The 20,156-nt window shown below is 67.5% G+C and carries 19 protein-coding genes and 1 pseudogene; 11 read left to right on the top strand and 9 right to left on the bottom strand.

Annotation, left to right across the window (positions count from 1 at the left end):
- Window positions 1–59 precede the first annotated feature (59 nt).
- Window positions 60–1,727, bottom strand: a complete 1,668-nt coding sequence (gene ettA / locus HX774_RS01605) for an energy-dependent translational throttle protein EttA (protein ID WP_178823659.1) — start codon at window positions 1,725–1,727, stop codon at window positions 60–62.
- Between the two features lie 178 nt (window positions 1,728–1,905).
- Here ettA and HX774_RS01610 point away from each other — a divergent pair, with 178 nt between their 5' ends.
- Window positions 1,906–3,414 (top strand): serine hydrolase, encoded by a 1,509-nt coding sequence (locus HX774_RS01610; RefSeq protein WP_178823661.1) that lies wholly within the window; start codon window positions 1,906–1,908, stop codon window positions 3,412–3,414.
- On the opposite strand, the gene HX774_RS01615 is transcribed toward HX774_RS01610, so the two are convergent.
- From HX774_RS01615 to HX774_RS01625, 3 genes are all read right to left on the bottom strand, one after another.
- The gene (locus tag HX774_RS01615) at window positions 3,411–4,301 is read right to left on the bottom strand and encodes an alpha/beta hydrolase (protein WP_178823663.1); all 891 of its coding nucleotides are present in this window, start codon (window positions 4,299–4,301) and stop codon (window positions 3,411–3,413) included. The two genes, HX774_RS01610 and HX774_RS01615, sit on opposite strands and share 4 nt — an antisense overlap.
- A 64-nt stretch (window positions 4,302–4,365) precedes the next feature.
- The gene (locus HX774_RS01620; protein WP_178823666.1) at window positions 4,366–4,977 is read right to left on the bottom strand and encodes a TIGR02466 family protein; all 612 of its coding nucleotides are present in this window, start codon (window positions 4,975–4,977) and stop codon (window positions 4,366–4,368) included.
- A 144-nt stretch (window positions 4,978–5,121) separates the two neighbouring features.
- Window positions 5,122–5,892, bottom strand: a complete 771-nt coding sequence (locus tag HX774_RS01625) for a tRNA1(Val) (adenine(37)-N6)-methyltransferase (protein WP_178823668.1) — start codon at window positions 5,890–5,892, stop codon at window positions 5,122–5,124.
- 143 nt (window positions 5,893–6,035) lie between these two features.
- Between HX774_RS01625 and HX774_RS01630 the strand changes: the two genes are divergently transcribed.
- A complete protein-coding gene (locus HX774_RS01630; protein WP_178823696.1) occupies window positions 6,036–7,010 on the top strand; it encodes a polyprenyl synthetase family protein in 975 nt (324 codons plus the stop codon).
- A complete protein-coding gene (locus HX774_RS01635) occupies window positions 7,010–7,423 on the top strand; it encodes a hypothetical protein (protein ID WP_178823670.1) in 414 nt (137 codons plus the stop codon). The genes HX774_RS01630 and HX774_RS01635 overlap by 1 nt, the downstream gene beginning before the upstream one ends.
- Window positions 7,424–7,430: 7 nt before the next feature.
- On the opposite strand, the gene HX774_RS01640 is transcribed toward HX774_RS01635, so the two are convergent.
- The gene (locus HX774_RS01640; RefSeq protein WP_178823672.1) at window positions 7,431–8,636 is read right to left on the bottom strand and encodes a pyridoxal phosphate-dependent aminotransferase; all 1,206 of its coding nucleotides are present in this window, start codon (window positions 8,634–8,636) and stop codon (window positions 7,431–7,433) included.
- A gap of 121 nt (window positions 8,637–8,757) precedes the next feature.
- Here HX774_RS01640 and HX774_RS01645 point away from each other — a divergent pair, with 121 nt between their 5' ends.
- The 7 genes from HX774_RS01645 to HX774_RS01675 all read left to right on the top strand — a co-directional run bounded on the left by HX774_RS01645 (window position 8,758) and on the right by HX774_RS01675 (window position 16,300).
- Window positions 8,758–9,471, top strand: coding sequence for a TVP38/TMEM64 family protein (locus HX774_RS01645; protein ID WP_178823674.1), 714 nt, complete (start codon window positions 8,758–8,760; stop codon window positions 9,469–9,471).
- A gap of 315 nt (window positions 9,472–9,786) precedes the next feature.
- A complete protein-coding gene (locus HX774_RS01650) occupies window positions 9,787–10,827 on the top strand; it encodes a rod shape-determining protein (protein WP_114818699.1) in 1,041 nt (346 codons plus the stop codon).
- A 117-nt stretch (window positions 10,828–10,944) separates the two neighbouring features.
- Window positions 10,945–12,138: a rod shape-determining protein MreC gene (gene mreC / locus HX774_RS01655; RefSeq protein WP_178823676.1), complete on the top strand. Its 1,194-nt coding sequence runs from the start codon at window positions 10,945–10,947 to the stop codon at window positions 12,136–12,138.
- Window positions 12,135–12,653 (top strand): hypothetical protein, encoded by a 519-nt coding sequence (locus tag HX774_RS01660; protein WP_178823678.1) that lies wholly within the window; start codon window positions 12,135–12,137, stop codon window positions 12,651–12,653. Before mreC ends, HX774_RS01660 begins: the two co-directional genes overlap by 4 nt.
- Window positions 12,650–14,641 carry a penicillin-binding protein 2 gene (gene mrdA, locus HX774_RS01665; protein WP_178823680.1) on the top strand — a complete coding sequence of 664 codons (1,992 nt, stop codon included), beginning with the start codon at window positions 12,650–12,652 and terminating at the stop codon, window positions 14,639–14,641. Before HX774_RS01660 ends, mrdA begins: the two co-directional genes overlap by 4 nt.
- Window positions 14,638–15,795 (top strand): rod shape-determining protein RodA, encoded by a 1,158-nt coding sequence (rodA, locus tag HX774_RS01670; RefSeq protein WP_114818702.1) that lies wholly within the window; start codon window positions 14,638–14,640, stop codon window positions 15,793–15,795. The genes mrdA and rodA overlap by 4 nt, the downstream gene beginning before the upstream one ends.
- 28 nt (window positions 15,796–15,823) lie before the next feature.
- Window positions 15,824–16,300 (top strand): DUF6173 family protein, encoded by a 477-nt coding sequence (locus HX774_RS01675; RefSeq protein ID WP_178823682.1) that lies wholly within the window; start codon window positions 15,824–15,826, stop codon window positions 16,298–16,300.
- 82 nt (window positions 16,301–16,382) lie between these two features.
- Here the strand turns inward: HX774_RS01675 and pip are convergent, their stop codons facing one another.
- Window positions 16,383–17,357, bottom strand: a complete 975-nt coding sequence (gene pip, locus HX774_RS01680; protein WP_178823684.1) for a prolyl aminopeptidase — start codon at window positions 17,355–17,357, stop codon at window positions 16,383–16,385.
- A 31-nt stretch (window positions 17,358–17,388) separates the two neighbouring features.
- Window positions 17,389–17,760, bottom strand: coding sequence for a DUF423 domain-containing protein (locus HX774_RS01685; RefSeq protein WP_178823686.1), 372 nt, complete (start codon window positions 17,758–17,760; stop codon window positions 17,389–17,391).
- 49 nt (window positions 17,761–17,809) lie between these two features.
- On the opposite strand from HX774_RS01685, the gene HX774_RS01690 reads away from it, so the two are divergent.
- Entirely contained in the window at window positions 17,810–18,967 is a 1,158-nt protein-coding gene (locus HX774_RS01690; RefSeq protein ID WP_178823688.1) for an MFS transporter, read from the top strand.
- Here HX774_RS01690 and HX774_RS01695 read toward each other — a convergent pair.
- Both HX774_RS01695 and HX774_RS01700 read right to left on the bottom strand, forming a co-directional pair.
- Window positions 18,964–19,566, bottom strand: a complete 603-nt coding sequence (locus HX774_RS01695) for a hypothetical protein (RefSeq protein ID WP_255499881.1) — start codon at window positions 19,564–19,566, stop codon at window positions 18,964–18,966. The genes HX774_RS01690 and HX774_RS01695 overlap by 4 nt on opposite strands.
- A gap of 105 nt (window positions 19,567–19,671) precedes the next feature.
- Window positions 19,672–20,156: pseudogene (locus tag HX774_RS01700) on the bottom strand (tipN); the annotation flags it as partial.

The raw sequence follows: 20,156 nt of genomic DNA on the forward strand, positions 1-20,156 counted from the left end.
CGCAAGAAAAACGGCCCCCCGATGGTGTCGGAGGGCCGCTCGTCATTCTGGAAGTTCTATCAGCGACCGAACTTCTGGTGCTGGATACGCTTGGGAATGATGCTGTCCGCACCCAGGCGGCGCATCTTGTCCTGTTCGTAGGCTTCGAAGTTGCCCTCGAACCATTCCACGTGGCCGTCGCCTTCGAAGGCGAGGATGTGGGTGGCCAGACGGTCAAGGAACCAGCGGTCGTGGGAGATGACTACGGCGCAGCCGGCGAACTCCTCCAGAGCCTCTTCGAGGTTCTGCAAGGTTTCGATGTCCAGGTCGTTGGTCGGTTCATCGAGCAGGATCAGGTTGCCGCCCGAGGCCAGGGTCTTGGCGAGGTGGACGCGGTTACGCTCACCGCCGGACAGTTGGCCGACCTTTTTCTGCTGGTCGCCGCCCTTGAAGTTGAAGCTGCCGACATAGGCGCGGGTGTTGATCTCGCGCTTGCCGACCATCATCACGTCGGTGCCGCCCGAGATGGCCTGCCAGATGGTTTCGTCCGGCTTCAGGTCGTCGCGCGATTGGTCGACATAGGCCAGCTTGACCGTCTCGCCGACCTTGATGGTGCCGCCGTCGGGCGTTTCCTGGCCGGTGATCAGCTTGAACATGGTCGACTTGCCGGCGCCGTTGGGGCCGATGACGCCGACGATGCCGTTGGGCGGCAGCTTGAAGGTCAGGTTGTCGAACAGGACCTTGTCGCCATAGGACTTCTTCAGGCCCTCGACTTCCAGAACGACGTTGCCAAGGCGCGGGCCAGGCGGGATCTGGATGTGGGCGTGCGTCTGGGCGCCGCGCATCGATTCCTGCTCGTCCACCATCCGCTCATAGGCGGCCAGACGGGCCTTGGACTTGGCCTGACGGGCCTTGGCGCCCGAACGGACCCATTCCAGTTCGCGGGTAAGGGCGCGCTGGCGGGCTTCGGACTCCGAGTTCTCTTGAACGACGCGCTTCTGCTTGGCTTCCAGCCACGAAGAGTAGTTGCCCTCGTGCGGGTGGCCCTTGCCGCGGTCCAGTTCCAGCGTCCACTTGGTCACCAGGTCCAGGAAGTAGCGGTCGTGGGTCACCAGGATGACGCAGCCGGGGAAGTTCTCTAGGTGGTGCTGCAGCCAGGCGACGGATTCGGCGTCCAGGTGGTTGGTCGGTTCGTCGAGCAGCAGCATGTCGGGCTTGGACAGCAGCAGACGGGCCAGAGCCACGCGGCGCTTTTCACCCCCCGACAGGTTGGTGACTTCCCAGTCGTCCGGCGGGCAGCGCAGGGCGCCCATGGCCATCTCGATGCGGCTGTCGATGTCCCAGACGTCGCCGGCGTCGATCTTCTCCTGGAGGGCGGTCATCTCCTCCATCAGCTCGTCGGTGTAGTTTTCGCCCAGTTCGTTGGCGACTTCGTTGAAGCGGTTGACCCACTGCTTCTCTTCGCACCACGACTCGACGTTCTGGCGGACGTTCAGGCTGTCGTCGAGCTTGGGTTCCTGTTCCAGGTAGCCGCGCTTGATGCCGTCGGCGGCGCGGGCTTCACCCGTGAACTCGGTGTCCAGGCCGGCCATGATCTTCAGCAGGGTGGACTTACCCGAGCCGTTGACCCCGACGACGCCGATCTTGGCGTCGTTGTAGAAGCTCAGCCAGATGTTCTCGAAGATCTTCTTGCCGCCGGGGAAGGTCTTGGTCAGACCCTGCATCTGGAAAATATATTGCTGCGCCATGAGGTGCGGTTTCGCCCTGTCGTCTGATCTGATGGGGAGGTTGGCGCGGGATGTAGCCGTCGCGGACCCTTTGAGCAAATCTCTAGACGTAACGCGGGGCGGTTTGAAGGCGCTGCATCCGTTCGCGCCCGCCACGGCCTCTACTCCTCAGCCCGCTGGGGGCAGGGGAGCGAGGTTCATGAAATCACGGTCGATGGGGGCGCTGCTGGCGGCGGCGCTGGTCTGCGCCGCTGGCGAGGCGAGCGCGCAGGACCGCGCGGCCTTCGGCGCGGCGCTGGACGCCTTTGCGAGCCGGGCGATGCAGCGGGTCGAGGCGGCGCCCGGTCTGGCCGTCGCCGTGGTGGACGAGCGCGGGCTGGTTCACGCGGCCGGCTTCGGCGTGGCGGACGTGGCGACGGGCGCCGCCGTGACGACGGAGACGCGATTCTACATCGCCTCGGCCACCAAGAGCTTCACCGCCCTGTCGCTGGCCGCCATGGCGCGACGGGGCGAGGTGGATCTGGACGCGCCCCTGGCCGACTGGGCGCCGCCGTCCGGCGTGCCGGCGGACATCGCCGCCCGGATCACCCTGACCGACTTGCTCAGCCACCGCTCGGGCGTGGACAATGACCCCATCGCGTTTCGTGTCGCCTATTCCGGCGACTGGACGCCCGAGGTCCTGTGGCGGCTGACGGCGGAGACGCGACCGCGCGCCACCCCCTACGGCCAGTTCGTCTATGCCAACGCCGGCTACAACCTCGCGACCGTCCTGAGCGAGCGTCGCTGGGGCCGCGATTGGCGCGACATGGTGGAGGACGAGGTGCTGACGCCGTTGGGCATGACCGCCACGACGGCGCGCATCGACACGGCGCGGGCGTCGGGCGCCGTGGTCGCCGCCGGTCATTTCGGGCGCATCCCCGGCCAGCCCGAGCGGTCGCCGCTGCAAAAGACCGATGCGACGATGCAGTCGGCGGGCGGCCTGATCTCCACGGCGAACGACATGGCGCTCTGGCTGGAGGCGCAGATCAACGACGGTCGGGTCGGCGGGCGACAGGTGTTTCCGGCGGGGCTGGTCGCCTCGACCCACGTCTCGCAGGTGGCGCAGGAAGCGACCTTCGGCCCCTATGTCCGCACCGGCTATGGTCTGGGCTGGCAGGTCGGGCGCTATGGCGACGACGCGTTGATCCACCACTTCGGCAACTTCTCGGGTTCGCGCGCCCATGTCTCCTTCATGCCCGAACGGCGTCTGGGCGTGGCGGTGATGGTCAACGAAGACGCCTTCTCCGGCGATCTGGCCGATGTGGTCGCCAACTACGCCTATGACTGGTTCGCCGGCCTGCCCGACATCGATACGGTTTACGACGCCAGGCTCGACGCCCTGATCGCTGAGCGCGACCGTCGCCGCACCGGCATTGCAGGCGCCGTGGAGGCGCGGGCGAACCGGGCGCGCACCCTGTCGCTGCCGAACGCCGCCTATGTCGGCGACTACGTCAATCCGGCCTATGGAAGCCTGACGATCCGCGAGACTGGCGACCGGCTGTCGGTCGCCATAGGCGTGCAGCAGGCTGTGGCCGACTACCTGACCGAGCCAGAGGGGCTGCGCGTCGAACTGACCCCGTTCCGAGGCGAAGGCGTCGTGTTCAAACTGGACGCGGACGGTCGCCCCGCCTCGCTGGTCTATCAGGATGCGGTGTTCGTGCGGAACTAGGGCTTGGCGGGCAGGACCGCCTTCAGCGCCCGTGTGAAGCCGCGTGGCGCGACCGTCAGGTGGTCCTCGTCGTTCAACACTTCGCTGGTCAAGGTCAGGCTCGGATAGGCGCGCGACCGGAGGCGCTCCTCGAAACGAGCGTTGTCTCCGACCATGTCATAGCGGGTGTTGAGGCGACCTGACCCCGGAAACTCGTACTGGCCGATATACATATGGACCCGCGCCGGAAGGTCGGTGTGGGCGCGGGCATAGTCAGCTTCAGTCTGCATCATGGCGTGATCGCCGAACCAGAAGGACGGACTGCCCAGAATATAGCCATCGAACAGCTCCGGTTCGCTGAACAGGATCTGGGCGCCCAGCAGCCCGCCATAGGAATGGCCCAGCAGGATGCGGCGCGCTGGGTCCGCCCGGAAGCGGTCCTCAATGAAGGGGAGGGCCTGAGTCTTCAAATAGGCCTGATAGGCGACGCCGCCGCCCGTGCGGTCATTGATACGGACGGGGGTGTAGTCGCGTGTGCGGCTGCTCATGCCGCCTTCCCCCACCGCGTAGGACAGGCCGACCAGGATGAACTCCTCGATCACCGGACCATCCAGATTCACCCGCCGGGCGATCTGGCGAATGATGGGAAAGGCGTAGTCGGCGTCGGTGACATAAAGGACCGGATAGCGGCGGTTGGGCTCGGCCTCATAGCTGGCGGGCAGGCTGACGAAGACCTCGTAGTTCCGGCCCGAGACGGGGTCGGGCACCGACCAGACCTGGGTTCCTTTCAGCACATAGGGCGCGCCGTCGGCGGCGGATTCGGCGGTGGTTTGAGCGTCCGCCCGTTCGCCGCAGCCCGCAGCGAGGCTCGCCGTCAGCAGAATCGTCGCCAGTCCCAATGCCCGCATGGAGGCCCCCTCAAGCTTCACCAGAAGGGCAGACTTCAGGGCGAATGCGGCGTTGAAAGGGCGATCAGGCGTAGTTGAAGCTGATCGAGATGCGCTGTTCCTCGGCGCGGTTGGCCGGGACCTCGTGGCGCAGCCAGCTTTCCCACATCAGGATCGTGCCCGAGGCGGGCTTCAGATAGACGAAGGGCTTCTCGGCCTCGGTCGCCTCGGCGGTCAGGCCGGGGCGGGCCATCATCATGACCAGGCGCGGGTCCTCGATCTTCAGCGACGAAGCGCCGTCGGGCACATGGACGTAGATGGTGCCGGAAATGATGGCGTGCGGGTGGATGTGCCCGGTGTGGCCGCCGCCTGGCATCAGGACATTGACCCACAGATTGTCCAGCTTGGGCTTGCGCGCCAGATCGAAGTGCAGGGCCTTGGCGTAGGCGGCGGCGTGCTTGTCCAGCAGCCGCTTCAGCTCGGCGAACTCGGGGAAGCGGTTCGGCAAGTCGTTGATCGAGCCGTAGGAGGTGTAGCCCGGATAATGGTTGGTCTTGCACCACGCGATCCCGGCCTCGTCCTCCTCGGCCATGACCAGGCAGAGGTCGAGGATTTCCTCGTGCAACTCGGCCCAGCCGGGCGCGGCGGCCAGCGAGGCTTCGTACACTTGGGTCGGGAAGAGAGGGCGCAGGGACATGGGGCGGTCATAGCCCTTCTCCCCTTGTGGGAGAAGGTGGCAGGCGGAGCCTGACGGATGAGGGGTCTTGCAACCGTCGGAGAGACCCCTCATCCGACCTCGCTTTGCTCGGCCACCTTCTCCCACAAGGGGAGAAGGGAAGGTTTAAAAAACCACCCCCGCTTCGCCGCGCAAGATCGCCTCGGCCTCGGGGCTGTGCTTGGCGTCGGTGCGGTCGTGCAGGATCAGGGGCGGCAGCAGACGCAGCGGCGCCTTGCCGGTCTTGATGGCCTGGACCAGGACCCGCTTGGCGGGCTGGTCGGCGTAGGGATGGATCGGGCGGATGGCGAAGGAGCCGGCTTTCTCGCCCAGCAAGGCCAGCAGGTCGGCCAGACGGTCGGCGCGGTGGATGACCACGATCTTGCCGCCCTCGCGCACGGCTTTCAGCAGGAAGCCGGTCCAGGCCTTCAGTCCATCGTCGGCCATCCAGGCGCCCATCTTGCCGGGACCGGGCGGCCGCAGCGCGCCGGGGTCGTCGAAGAAGGGCGGATTGCTGACGGCCCAGTCGAAGGTCGGCAGGTCCAGCGCGCGAAAGCCCTGCGCCACGTCGCCGCTGACGATAGTCGTGCGGTCATCGACGCCGTTCAGGACGGCGTTCTGGCGCGCCAGTCCGGCGGCGGTCAGGTCGCGCTCCAGCCCGGTCAGGGCGACGCCGGGACGTCGGGCGGCGACCTGCATCAGCACCGCGCCCGCGCCGCAGCCCGCCTCGATCAGCCGTTCGCCCGGTTTGGCGTCCACAGCGGCGGCCAGCAGGGCGGCGTCCATGCCGGCGCGATAACCCTTCACAGGTTGGCGCAGACGCACGCGACCGCCCAGAAGGGCGGATTCCGCTACATCCGCTGCGGCGGTAAGGGTTGACCCGGCTTGACCCATCATGACGCCGCCACCATTGTGCGCCGCATCGCGTTCGAGCAAGCGGATGCGTGTGATTTCCGGGCGAATCTCCCCCTTCGCCCCCTGAGTTGAAAGAGATTTTCGTGGACGCAGCTCTCGTCGCCGCTCCCCGCCCCAAGGGCGATGTGGACGCTCTTGTTCGTCTGGCGAAGGACGACATGGCGGCGGTTGACGCCCTGATCATCGCCCGGATGCAGTCCGACGTGCCGGTGATCCCCATGCTGGCCGAGCATCTGATCTCGGCGGGCGGCAAGCGCCTGCGCCCCCTGCTGACCGTCGCCGCCGCCCGCGCTGTCGGGACACGGGGCGACATCGCCGCCGCCACGAAGCTGGCCGCCTCGGTCGAGTTCATCCACACCGCCACCCTGCTGCACGACGACATCGTCGACGGCTCGGAAATGCGGCGCGGCAAGGTGGCGGCGCATCTGATCTGGGGCGCGGCCTCGTCGGTGCTGGTCGGCGACTTCCTGTTCGCGCGCGCCTTTGAACTGATGGTCGAGACGGATTCCCTGCGCGCCCTTGGCATCCTGGCCACGGCGTCCAGCGTCATCGCCGAGGGCGAGGTGCTGCAACTGACCCGCGCCCACGACCTGAACCTGGATCAGGCCACCTATCTGCAGATCATCCGCGCCAAGACCGCGGAACTGTTCGCCGCCGCCGCCGAGTCGGGCGCGGTGGGCGCGGGCGCGACCGAGGAACAGGTCAAGGCGCTGCGCGACTACGGTATGGCTTTGGGCATAGCCTTCCAGCTGGCCGACGACGCGCTTGATTACGGCAGCGACACGGCGACGCTCGGCAAGAACGCGGGCGACGACTTCAATGAGGGCAAGGCCACCCTGCCGCTGCTGCTGGCCGTCCAGCGCACCAAGGGCAAGGAAGACCTGTTCTGGGACCGCGTCATCACCAAGGGCGAACGCACGCCCGAGGATTTCGTCCGGGCGCGTGAACTGATCCTGGGGACGGGCGCGGTCGAAGCCACGCTGGACGCCGCCGGCGACTATGCCGACCGGGCCAAGGCGGCGCTGTCGGTCCTGCCGGCCAGCGACTGGCGCTCGGCGCTGGAAGATCTGGCGGACTTCGCGGTCAGCCGCGCGGCCTGATGTTGCTTGGGCTCGTCATCGCGGGGATGCTGACGGCGGCCCCGCAAGACCTGCCGCGATTCACCATGACGCCTGAACCCGGCGACGCGCTGAAGGCCGAGCTCTTTCGCCTGACGCCGGGCGATCCCGAGGCCCAGGCCCGTCTCCTGCTGGGCGCAGATGAGGGCGAGGTCGAGGCTTTCAGCGTTCACGCTTCCGGCCCCCTGATGATGATGTATCGCGAGGCCGTCGGTCCGGCGGGCGGGCTGGTGCTCTACGCCGGGCCCGAAGCCGAACATAAGCCTGACGCCGCCTGCCTTCTGACGCGCAACCCTGACGGTGAACACAACAACGCGCAGCGTGCGACGGAGTGGTGCCTGTCCTTCATCCTGAAGACGGCGCCGACGTTGAACATTCCGCCGGCGCCGCTCTAGGCGGTTCTTACTTCAGCGACGCGCAGAACTTCTGGATGCGGCGGCAGCCTTCTTCCAGCACAGCTTCCGAGGTGGCGTAGCTGATGCGGAAATAGGGGCTGAGACCGAAGGCGGCGCCCTGAACCACGGCCACGCCTTCCTGATCCAGCAGTTCTGCGGTGAAGACCTCGTCGTCGGTGATGACCACGCCCGACGGCGTCGTCTTGCCGATCACGCCCTCGATCGAGGGATAGACGTAGAAGGCGCCTTCAGGTTTAGGGCAGCGGATGCCCTCGGCCTGGTTCAGCATCGACACGACCAGGTCGCGACGCTTCTCGAAGGCCGCGGAGCGTTCGGCCAGGAAGTCCTGCGGGCCGTTCAGGGCCTCGACGGCGGCCCACTGGCTGATGGACGACGGGTTGGAGGTCGTCTGGCTGGCGACCTTGCGCATCAGATCGATCAGCGCCTTGGGACCGCCCGCGTAGCCGATGCGCCAGCCGGTCATGGCATAGGCCTTGGACACGCCGTTGCAGGTCAGGGTGCGGTCGTAGAGGTCGGGCGCTACCTGGGCGATGGTGACATATTCAAAGTCGCCATAGACGAGGTGCTCATACATGTCGTCGGTCAGAATCCAGACCTGCGGATGCTTGCGCAGCACCACGGCCAGGGCTTCCAGCTCGGCGCGGGTATAGGCGGCGCCGGTCGGGTTCGACGGCGAGTTGAGGATCAGCCACTTGGTGCGCGGCGTGATGGCGGCGTCCAGCACCTCGGGGCGCAGCTTGAAGCCGTCGGCTTCCTCGCCGATCACGGTGACGGGTTCGCCGCCGGCCAGCAGCACCATGTCCGGGTAGGAGACCCAGTAGGGCGCGGGGACGATGACCTCGTCGCCGGGGTTCAGGGTGGCCACGAAGGCGTTGAAGATCACCGGCTTGCCGCCCGAGGCGACGTGAATCTGGTTGGTTTCGTAGGTCAGGCCGTTCTCGCGCGCAAACTTGGCGACAATGGCGGCCTTGAGCTCGGGCATGCCGTCGGCGTCGGTGTACTTGGTCTCGCCGCGCTTGATGGCCTCGATGGCCGCCGCCTTGATGTTGTCGGGCGTGTCGAAGTCCGGTTCGCCGGCGCCCAGGCCGATGACGTCGCGGCCTTCGCGTTTCAGTTCCCGGGCCCGGGCGGTCACGGCCAGGGTGGCCGAAGGCTTGACGCGGGCGAGGGCGGAGGACTGAAGGCTGGACATGACTATCCCGTCTGGTGGATGTGGTGAGAGCCGGGGAGGCGAGGCTTGATACGCAACCCTGAGAAGGCGCACAACGTTTGTGCGTCTTTCGGACGATCAAAAGGCGATTTGGGCGAAATTAATGCGGCGGATCGTCGATTTTCTGCTGAATATGGAGGCGCAGCGGTGGCGCACCCTACTGGTCAGCCTGCTGCTGCTCGGTGGAATCATCGCCCTGTTCGCCTTCGGCAAGGCCCACTTCACCCTCGGCGCTGAAGAGAAGCTGGAGGCCTGGCTTGAGGGCTACCGCGTCGGGCCCTGGGGGCTGGTCGCGGCCATCGTCGTCTTCACCCTGTCGGCCTTCATCGGCATACCGCAGTTCATCCTGATCGCCGCCTGTGTGGTGGCGTTCGGGCCGTGGTTCGGTTTCCTCTACAGCTGGATCGCGACCGTGGTGTCGGCGGCCGTCACCTACTGGCTGGGGCGCGGCCCTACGGCGCGGGCGCTGGAGCGGTTTGGCGGCGGCGTGACCGAGCGATTGAAGAGGTTTGTCGGGCGCAACGCCTTTTCCGCCAGCTTCATCATCCGCAACGTGCCGTCGGCGCCCTTCATCGTCGTCAACATGGCGTTTGGCGCGGTGCGGGCCTCGTTTCCGGGGTTTCTGGCCGGGTGCGCGTTGGGCGTCCTGCCCAAGACCGCCCTGGTCGCCTTCTTCGGCGGCTCCTTCATGGCGGCGGTGTCGGGCGACGGAGTGTGGACCTCGCTGATCCTGGCCGGGGTCGCGGTGGTCTGGCTGGCGCTGATGATGGCCGTGCGCGAGGTCGTCAAGCGGCGTGAGGCGGCGCGGACGGACTGACCCGATTTCGCGGTCCGCCGACGTTCACCTAATGGGCGACACGCAAGCCCGGCCCATCGGATCGAGCAGAGGGGGCAAGCGGGGCCGGAAAAGCTTGAGCGGACGGGCTTTCAAGCCTTGCTGTGACAAGGCTGTGATCGGTGAGTCATAGGCGCTTGCAATCGACGCGCCATGCGGGCAAACGGGCCTGTAGTCGGCTAGGCGAGGACGATCAGGACGGTTCGGCGCACATGGGTGCGCGGGGGCGGGGCATCGCCAGAGCAGACAAACAAGACTCACGCCCTAGCAGGCCCGAACAAGCGGTAACCGACGCCCATGCTTTCACCCCTCTTCGGCATGTTTTCCAACGACATCGCGATGGATCTCGGGACCGCCAACACCCTGATCTACATGCGCGGCAAGGGCATCGTCCTGAACGAGCCGTCGGTTGTCGCCCTGCGCAACGTCGGCGGTCGCAAGATCGTTCACGCCGTCGGTCTGGAAGCCAAGCAGATGCTGGGCCGCACGCCCGGCCACATGGAAGCCATCCGTCCGATGCGCGATGGGGTCATCGCCGACTTCGAAGTCGCCGAAGAGATGATCAAGCACTTCATCCGCAAGGTTCATAACCGCAAGGGCTTCGTGAACCCCAAGATGATCGTCTGCGTCCCCTCGGGCGCCACGGCCGTCGAACGCCGCGCCATCAATGATTCCTGCCTGAACGCCTCGGCCCGCCGCGTCGGCCTGATCGACGAGCCCATGGCCGCCGCCATCGGCGCCGGCCTGCCGATCCACGAGCCGACCGGCTCGATGGTCGTCGACATCGGCGGCGGCACGACCGAGGTGGCCGTCCTGTCGCTGTCGGGCATCGTCTATTCGCGTTCGGTCCGCGTCGGCGGCGACATGATGGATGACGCCATCATCAGCTACATGCGCCGCAACCATAACCTGCTGATCGGCGAAACGACCGCAGAGCGCATCAAGAAGGACATCGGCACCGCCCGTATCCCGGCCGATGGCGAAGGCTTGTCGATCGAGGTCAAGGGCCGCGACCTGATGCAGGGCGTGCCGCGCGAAGTGAAGATGAGCGAGCGTCAGGCGGCTGAAGCCCTGGCGGAGCCGGTCTCTCAGATCGTCGAGGCCGTCAAGGTCGCCCTGGAAGCCACGCCGCCGGAACTGGCCGCCGACATCGCCGACAAGGGCATCATGCTGACGGGCGGCGGCGCTCTGCTGCGCGGCCTGGACGTTGAGATCCGCGACCACACCGGCCTGCCGGTTCAGGTCGCTGACGATCCCCTGTCCTGCGTCGCCATCGGCTGCGGCAAGGTGCTGGAGCACCCGTCGTGGATGAAGGGCGTCCTCGAGTCCTCGCTCTGAGGCTGACCAGCCTGTCGTGACGACCGTCTTCTTCAGGGAATCGGTTTTTGCGATAGGCTCTCACCGCTGGCGGGACTGATCCCGCCGGTCCTGGATCTCTAAGTAGGAAGGCTGGCCGTGGCGTTTCGCGACGGACCGTTCGAGAATCTGAAGGTGCCGCTGGCCTGGACGGCTGCGGTCGTGGTCATCGTCGGCATCGTCGGCGCGGTCATGCTTCTGCTTGGCGACAGCCGGGGACAGTCAACGCCTGAGGGCTATGGTCCTGCCCGTGCCGGCTTCGAGGCCGGGGCCGCCCCTGTCGGGGGGGCGCTGTCCGCGCCCGTCCGCTGGACCGGCAACGCCGTCGACTACGTCAAAGGCTATTTCTTCGCCGTGTCGGAGAATCGGCGTCTGCGGCAGCAGGTCGTCGAACTGAGCGCCTGGCGCGATGACGCCCTGGCGCTGAAGAACCTCAACGGCCGCTACGAACAGATGCTGGGCGTCAAGACCGAGCCGCCGGTGCCGATGGTGACGGGTCTGGCCATCACCGACGCGCGCGGCCCCTTCGCGCGGTCGCGTCTGCTGAACATCGGCGCGGCCAAGGGCGTCCGCGTCGGCAACCCTGTGCTGAGCGAGCATGGCCTGGTGGGCCGCATCATGGGCGCGTCCTCGGGACACAGCCGCATGCTGCTGCTGACCGACGTGGCCTCGCGGACGCCGGTTCTGGTCGAACGCACCGACGCCCGCGCTATGCTGACCGGCGACGGCAGCGGCAGTCCGCGTATGGATTACGTGCGGGGCGCCGGGTCCATTCAGGAAGGCGACCGGATTCTGACGTCCGGCGACGGCGGCGGGTTCCCGCGCGGCCTGCCTATCGGCATCGCGGCCAAGGGCGTCGACGGGAGCTGGCGCGTGAAGCTGTTCAGCGACCGCAGCGCCATCGACTACGTCCGGGTGTTGCTGTTCCAGGACTTCAGCCAGCTGGCTGATCAGAACGCCCTGAACGCGCCGCCGCTGGCCAGCCTGGCCGCGGCGCCGCCGCCGACCCCGGCCCAGGCCGCCGTCATTCAGGACGTGGCCACGCGCCGCGCCGCCGCCGCCGCCGCGACCGCCGAACGGGTGCGCGCCGCCAACGCCGCTCCGCCGCCGGCGCCGGTCGCCGCGCCGGTCGCCGCCACAACGGCTCCGGCCTCACCGACGACCCGTCCCGCTGCGGCGCGTCCGACGACGGCTCAATCGCGGCCTGCCGCGTCCAGGCCGATTGCCCCGGCGCCGGTTCAGCCCGCCGCTACGCCTGAGGCCGAGCCCACGCCTGCGGGAGCGGCAGAGTGAGACGGGCGATCACGGTCCGCGTCGTCGGCCCGCTGCAATGGATCATCTATCCGGCCCTGTCCGCGATCGCCGTCACCATCCTGCTGGCGATCCCGTTCCGGCTGTTTGGGCTGAACCTGCCCGAGCCGGTGCTGCCGATGGTGCTGGCCTTCGCCTGGCCGCTGATCCGCCCGTCGATGCTGGCGCCCGCCGTCCTATTTGGACTGGGCCTCTTCCTGGATCTGTTCTGGGGCGGGCCGCTGGGTCTGTGGCCGTTGAGCCTGATGGCCGTCTATGGCGGCGTCCTGCTGGCCTCGAACTTCATGGCGGGGCAGGCGACCATCGTCCTGTTCGCCCTCTATGTCGCCTCGACGGGGATGGCCTTCTTCCTGGCCTACATGATCACTACGCTGAGCCTGGGCAATGCGCCGAGCATCCTGGCCGTCATGGGGCAGGTCGTGCCGACGTTGCTGCTCTTCCCCTTGGCCGACTGGCTGATCCAGAGGTTTGACGACGCCGACGTGCGCTTCCGATGAGCAGCGAACCCCACATCTTCTTTTCGGACGTCAACGAGCGGCAGGGGTCCTTCCTGCGGCGGACCTTCCTGCTGGGCGGGGGGATGGCGCTGGGCACCACGGCCCTGGTCGCGCGGCTGGCTCAACTGCAGATCGTCAAGTCCGAGGAGTACGCCACCCTTGCGACCAACAACCAGTTCAACTTCCGTCTAGTCCCGCCGCCGCGCGGCCTGATCAAGGACCGCAACGGCGTCGTCATCGCCGGCAACCGGCCCAGCTTCCGCGTCCTGGTCGTTCGCGACGAGACCAAGGATCTGGATCAGACGCTGGATCTGCTGGGCCAACTGCTGCCTGACACGCTGGAGCGTCGCCGCACCATCATCCGCGAGGTCAACGCCGCGCCGCGCTTCTCGCCGGTGCCGGTCAAGAGCGATCTGACTTGGGAAGAGTTCTCCAAGGTCAATCTGCACGCCGCCGAGCTGCCCGGCGTCATGGCCGACATGAACGAGGCTCGCTACTATCCGTTCGGCGGGGCCTATGCCCATGTGATCGGCTATGTGGCCAAGGTGTCGGACCGCGACGTCAAGGCGATCCGCGACAAGGGCGAGCAGCCGCCCTCCATCCTGTTCAATCCGGGGTTCCGTATCGGGCGCCAGGGCATCGAAAAGGCGCTGGACACTGATCTGCGCGGCGTCGCCGGCGGCAAGCGGGTCGAGGTGGACGCCCGAGGCCGGGTGGTCGCCGAGGATGCGGCCGGGTCCAGGGCGGCCGTTCAAGGCTCCGAGGTCTTGCTGACCCTCGACAACGACGTCCAGAACCGCGCGCTGGAGGTCTTTGGCGAGGAATCCGGCAGCTGCGTCGTCATGGATGTGCGCAACGGCGACATTCTGGCCATGGTCTCCTCGCCGTCGTTCGATCCGAACCTGTTCGTGTCCGGCGTGCCGTCGAAGGTCTATCGCGCCTTGGCCGACTATGAGCGGCGCCCGCTGCTGGACAAGGCGCTGGGCGGGACGTTTGCGCCGGGCTCGACGTTCAAGCCGATCGTCGGTCTGGCGGCCATGAAGCGGGGCTGGGACCCGAACCGCCGCGTGGTCTGCAACGGCAGCTTCTTCCTGGGGCGGCGCTTCGCCTGCCTGGGGCGGCACGGCGCGCTGGACCTGCGCGGCGCGATCAAGGCCTCGTGCAACGTCTACTTCATGACCATCGCCACCGAGTTCGGGCCTGACGCCATCGCTGAAACCGCGCGGGACATGGGCTTTGGTCAGACCTTCGACATCGGGCTTCCCGGCCAGAAGGCGGGTCTCGTGCCGGACCGCGAATGGCGGCGTCGGAATCCGGTGCGCGGCGACGGCAAATGGTATCCGGGCGAGACGCCCAGCTATGGGATCGGGCAGGGCGCCCTGAACGTCAACGCGCTGCAACTGGCGGTCTATACGGCCCGTATCGCCAATGGTCAGAAGGCGGTGACGCCGCGGCTGATCAAGTCGGTCGGCGGAGTGGAGCAGACGGCGGGAGCGGCCTTTGCCGATCTGCCCTATGATCCGGCACTGCTGAAGGTGCTGCGCGACGGCATGGAGGCCGTGACCGATGTCGGCGGCACCGGCTTCCGCAACAGTCAGCTGGGGCTGGGCGCCGTCCGCATGGCGGGCAAGACCGGCACGGCCCAGGCCCAGAACTATGGGGCGGGGTCGCGCAAGGGCGCAGGCCGCCCCTGGGCCCAGAAGGACCACAACCTGTTCATCGCCTACGCTCCGACCGACAACCCGCGCTATGCCGTGTCGGTGATCGTCCAGCACGGCGGTCTGGGCGGCGGCACAGCCGGGGCCCCGCGCGCGCGCGAAGTGATGAAGGTGGCCCTGCTGAAGGACCCCGAGATCCGCGCCCGCATCGAACAGGCGGGCTTTGAAGCGCCCGAGGACGCCGGCGCCCGCGAGGCCGAAGCGCGCGGCGAACCCGTTGATGCGCTGCCGACCGATATCGCCGCGCCCCCGCCGGAGCCGACCCAGTGACTGCTTCCGCCCTGACCCGTCCCGGCGAACGCGACCGGATTTCCAGCAAGCTGGCGGAACTGGACTGGCGGGTCATCGGCCTGCTGTGCGTTCTGGCGGGCATCGGCACGGCCATGCTCTACTCCATCGCCGGCGGCAGCTGGTCGCCCTGGGCGTGGAAGCACCTGGTGCGTTTTTGCGTGCTGCTGGTCGCCATGATCGGTCTGGCCATGGTCCACCCGAAATGGTGGTTCCACGCGGCCTATCCGCTGTACGGTCTGCTGCTGTTCATGGTGCTGCTGATCGAGTTCACGCCGATGGGCTATGTGGCGGGGGGCGCCAAGAACTGGCTGAACCTGGGTTTCATCCGCATCCAGCCCGCCGAGTTCGTCAAGATCGGCCTCGTCCTGGCGCTGGCGCGTTGGTATCACGGCCATACAGCCCAGGACGCCCGCTGGTCGTGGAAGCTGATCTTCCCCCTGGGCATGATCGGCGTGCCCTTTCTGCTGGTGGCTAAGCAGCCGGACCTGGGCTCGGCCATGGTCATCGGCCTGACCGGGGCCGCCGTCATGTTCATGGCGGGCCTGAGCTGGCGCGTCATCGCCGCCGCCGCCGCAGCCGCCGTGGCCGTCATTCCGCCCTTCGTCATGTTCGTCATGCACGACTATCAGCGCAACCGCGTCCTGACCTTCCTGAACCCGGAAGCCGACCCGTCCGGCACCGGCTACAACATCATCCAGTCCAAGATCGCCCTGGGGTCGGGCGGCCTGCTGGGCAAGGGATACGGCCTGGGCAGCCAGAGCCAGCTGGAGTTCCTGCCGGAGCGGCACACCGACTTCATCTTCTCGACGGTGTCCGAGGAGTTCGGCTTCCTGGGCTCCTTCACCGTCCTGGCCTGCTATCTGGCCCTGATCCTGATTTCGTTGCGGATCGCGGCCCTGTCGCACAGCCATTTCGGTCGCATCAGCGCGGCGGGCATGACGGCCTTCCTGGCCCTGTTCGTGCTGATCAACGGGGCCATGGTCATGGGTCTGGCGCCCGTGGTGGGCGTGCCCATGCCGCTGCTGTCCTATGGCGGCTCGACCATGATGACGGTGATGATCGGCTTTGGCCTGATCCTGTCGACCCACGTCCACCGCTATGTCGAACTGCCGAAGGGGCAGGGGCTGTTCTGATCGCGGTTTCAGGCGTTAGGCTGAGACCATGACTGACAAAACACCCGAACCCGACACCATCCCCAAGGCCGACCCCGCTATGTTCTCGGACTGCGGGGATACACCCTGTCCGCAGCCGGTCATGGCCGACCCCAAGAACGAGGCGGCGGCCATGGCCGAGGGGGTGCGGATGCGTAACAATCCCGCCGAATGGGCCTTTGTCCGCCTGTCCAAGCTGATCGAGGAGTTCGAGTCCAAGCTGGACAAGGACGAGGAGATCGGCGCGCGCGTCGTCGGCCTGCCGGGCGAGGGGACGATGCAGATCGTCGATGTCGGCTTCTGGGGGCCGGACCTGATCATCTTCTTCGGGCGCAACCCGGATGGAAAGCCGGTGCGTCTGGTCCAGCACTACACCCAGATCAATGTGGTTCTGGCCGCGATCAAGAAGCCGGAGGCGCGTGAGGCGCGCCGCATCGGCTTTCAGCTCAATGAAATGGTGATGAAGACCAACCCGGAGGCGGGTTGATCTCAAGCGTCGGCGCTTCCGGCGGTCCCGGATAAGGGCTGCGCCCTTTCCGGGATGACGAAGAGGGGGCGCGACGGCGAGTTTAAAGCGTCGCCGCCCAGTCCGTGCCCTTGATCAGGCTGTCGATGATGCCGGGTTCGCTGGAGGCGTGACCGGCGTCGCCGACGATGTCCAGCCGGGCCTCGGGCCAGGCGCGGTGCAGGGCCCAGGCGCCCGAGATCGGCGTCACGACGTCAAAGCGGCCCTGAGCGATCCAGCAGGGGATGTGACGGATGGTGTCGATGTTCTCAAGAATCCAGTGCTCGCTGTCGAAGAAGCCGCCGTTGGTGAAGTACCAGTTCTCGATCCGGGCGAAGGCCACGGCGAACTCGGGGTCGGCGAACTTGTCCGGCTTGCCTGAAGGGCCTTGGAAGCTGACGGTCTCGCCTTCCCAGGTGGACCAGGCCACGGCGCAGCGGTTGCGCTCTTCCACGTCGTCGCCGAGCAGGCGCTTGTTGTAGGCGGCCATCAGGTCGCCGCGTTCGGCCTCGGGGATGGGGGCCAGGAAGCGCTCCCACGCGTCGGGGAAGATCATCGAGGCGCCGTCCTGATAGAACCAGTGCAGTTCCTTCTTCGTCAGCAGGAAGATGCCGCGCAGGATCAGGGCCAGGCAGCGGTCCGGGTGCTTGATGGCGTAGGTCATCGACAGGGTCGAACCCCAGGAGCCGCCGAAGACGACCCATTTGTCGATGCCCAGCTTCTCGCGCAGGCGCTCGATGTCGGCGACCAGATCCCAGGTGGTGTTGTCTTCCAGAGAGGCGTTAGGCCGAGACAGGCCGCAGCCGCGCTGGTCGAACATGACGATGCGGTATTTCGCCGGATCGAAGTAGCGCCGCATGCCCGGATTGACCGCGCCGCCGGGGCCGCCGTGCAGGACGATGACCGGAATGCCCTGCGGATTGCCGCTTTCCTCGTAATAGATCTCGTGGACGCTGTCGGTGGTCATCCAACCCGAGGCATAGGCCTCCAGTTCAGGGTAGAGGTCGCGGCGCAGGGTGTCGGTCACAGGAAATGCCATGTCAGGAAATTGAGGTTTTCAGATTGGACGGTCAGGCGTTGACGATGTGTGAGCGGAACGCCGCGATCGCCAGCACGATCCAGCCGGCGATCATCAAGACGCCGCCAACGGGCGCGACAGCGCCCATGACGGGCAGGCTGAGCAGGCCGATCATGGCCAGGGCCAGACAGAAGATCAGCCCGCCGCCGGCCGCCAGCCAGCCGGCGATGCGCGCGGTCTTGCCGCCCGTCGCCCATGTGGCGCAGACCACGGCCAGGACGGCGTGGACCATCTGATACTGGGCGCCCGTGGTCAGCAGGCTCTTGACCGCCGGCCCGGCGCCGTGAGCGGCGAAGGCGCCCAGCGCCACGGCCATGGCCCCGTTGAAGGCGGCGAAGACGAGCAGGTTGCGATCAAGTCTCATGCTTAATGTCTAGACCACAACCGGCTGTGAGTCTGCTATCGCAGCGGCGATGAAATCCGCCCCGCGCATGGCCCTGCAATACGTCCTGCTGTTTGGCGCCAGCGGCGTGACCCTGCCGTTCGCGGGCCTGTGGTTTCGCGAACAGGGGCTGAGCGGGGCCGAGATCGGCGCCTTGCTGGCCATCCCCATGCTGGGGCGGCTGGTCACGGGGCCCTTGCTGGCCGTCTGGGCCGATGGCTTCCAATACCGACGCACGCCTATCGCCCTGCTGGGGCTGGCCATGAGCCTCGGCTACGGCGGGGCCGGTCTGGTTCAGGGCTTTGCGGCCTGGGCCGTTTGTTGGTTCGTCGGCGCCACGGCGGCGGCGGCGCTGATCCCGTTGAGCGATGTGATGACCTTGCGGGTGGCCAGGCGCGACGGGTTTGCCTTCTCCCTGCCGCGCGGGTGCGGCTCGGCGGCCTTTGTCGTGGCCAATGTGGTCATGGGGATGCTGCTGACGCGGGCCTCGCCTGACGCGGTCATCCTCTGGATCGGCACGGCGGCGGTGTTGATCGCGGTGACGGCGTGGAGGCTGCTGCCTGCCGAGCCGGTCACGGACGGCCCGCGCGTGCCGGGGCTGGAGCGGTTCAAGGGGCTGGGGCGGCTGGTGGTCGATCCAGTCTTCATGACCGCCATATTCGCCGTCGGCGCGGTGCAGGCGGCGCACGCCTTCTATTACGGATTCTCGGCCATCGCCTGGAAGGCGCAAGGGATTCCCGAGAGCATGACCGGCCTGTTGTGGGCCTTCTCCGTCGTGGTCGAAATCGGCTTCATGTGGGTGGTCGAGCCGTGGCGGCGGCGGGTCGGGATCGGGCCGTGGCTGATGCTGTCAGTCGGGGCCAGCGCGGCGGTCGTGCGCTGGACGCTGATGGCCTTTTCGCCGCCGCTGTGGGCGCTGTGGCCGTTGCAGACCCTGCACGCGCTGAGTTTTGCCGCCACCTATCTGGCGGGGGTGCAGATCGTCGAACGCCTGTCGCCGCCTGACAGCCATACGGCGGCGCAGACCCTCAGTTCCGTGGTGTCGGCGGGGGTGCTGATCGGGCTGGCGACGGCGGCGTCGGGGCCGCTGTACGACGCCTTCGGCCTCAAGGGCTATCTGGCCATGGCGGCTCTGGCGGCGACCGGCGGTCTGGCCGGGCTGGTGCTGCAGTCGCGGCTGAAAGCCTAGGCGGCGTTCGGCCGGGGCAAAGGCGCCAGGTGGCGGGCGATGGCCGAGGCCGCCGTCTTGACCGCCTGCTGGACCTTGGCGTGCGGCGCGTCTGAGGGCGCGCGGATCAGGCCTATGGCGGGCGAGGCCGGGCCGTCCGGCAGATCGTTCAGGATGCGATACAGGATATAGCTGCCCGCATCCTCCTCGGCGTCCGAGGCGGCGACGGCGTTCAGGCCGACGGCGGTGAGGTCGCGCACGATCTCGGCGGCGGGGGCGGTGGCGCGAACCACGCCGGGGCCGGTGTGGTCCAGACGCTCGGTTCCGATCAGGCGCTTGTTCTCGGCGCGGGTCTGCAAGCGGAAGGCGCCGGGATGGAGGGTGTGGCCGACCAGAAGGACGGCGCCGCATTCGCCGCCGGCGATCATGGCGCTCAGTCGGGCGGCCAGGGCTTCGGCGGAGGCGTCGCCGGACACAGGCAGGGTGCGGGCGCCGACGGGGTTCCACGGATCGCCCGACAGGTCCTCGACAGGGTCCCAGGCGGTGAAGCTCAGGTCCCAGGCGCAGATGGCGATGGCGGGGCGTCGGTCGGGACGAGGCCCGGTATCGATATCCAGCAAGGAGTCCACCCGTGTGACACTAACGCGACAGCGACCGGGACGGTGCAGTCAAACCCGGCGGGAGGTCAAGCCCGCCGGGGTGAAATAAGGCGGCTTTGCGGCCCGTCAGGACAGGTCGCCGATGGCGGCGTCCAGCAGCATGAAGGCGCGGCCCTCGTCGGTGGCCAGCCGGCCCTGCACATTGTGGACGTCGCCATGGCGCGCGTGATCCGCCATCTCTTGCGCGAAGGCGCGGACATAGGCGTCGGCGTCGGCGCGCAGTTCGGCGTCGGCCAGGATGCGGCGCGAGACGCTGCGGACAGCCGCCGGGGCGACACGGCGAACGATCTGACGGGCGCGGTCCGGCTCCTGCGCCGACAGGGCGCGGGCGGCTTCCTCGATGCGGGCGCGAGGCAGCAAGGCGTTGGGATCGACGCCCATGCGGCGAATCGCGGCGGTGACGCGGTCAGCCAGGGCGGCGGCGTCGACCGGCGCAGCGAAAGGCGCATCCAGTTCCAGCGGCGCTTCATGGGCGTCCTGGTCGTGGTCGTTGGCCAGATCGCTCCAGTCCAGGGCCTCGTCCTTGGCAGGCGTCGGGGCGGGGACTGGGG

Origin of the sequence: Brevundimonas sp. P7753 (assembly GCF_013386595.1) — a bacterium.
Lineage (GTDB): Bacteria > Pseudomonadota > Alphaproteobacteria > Caulobacterales > Caulobacteraceae > Brevundimonas > Brevundimonas bullata.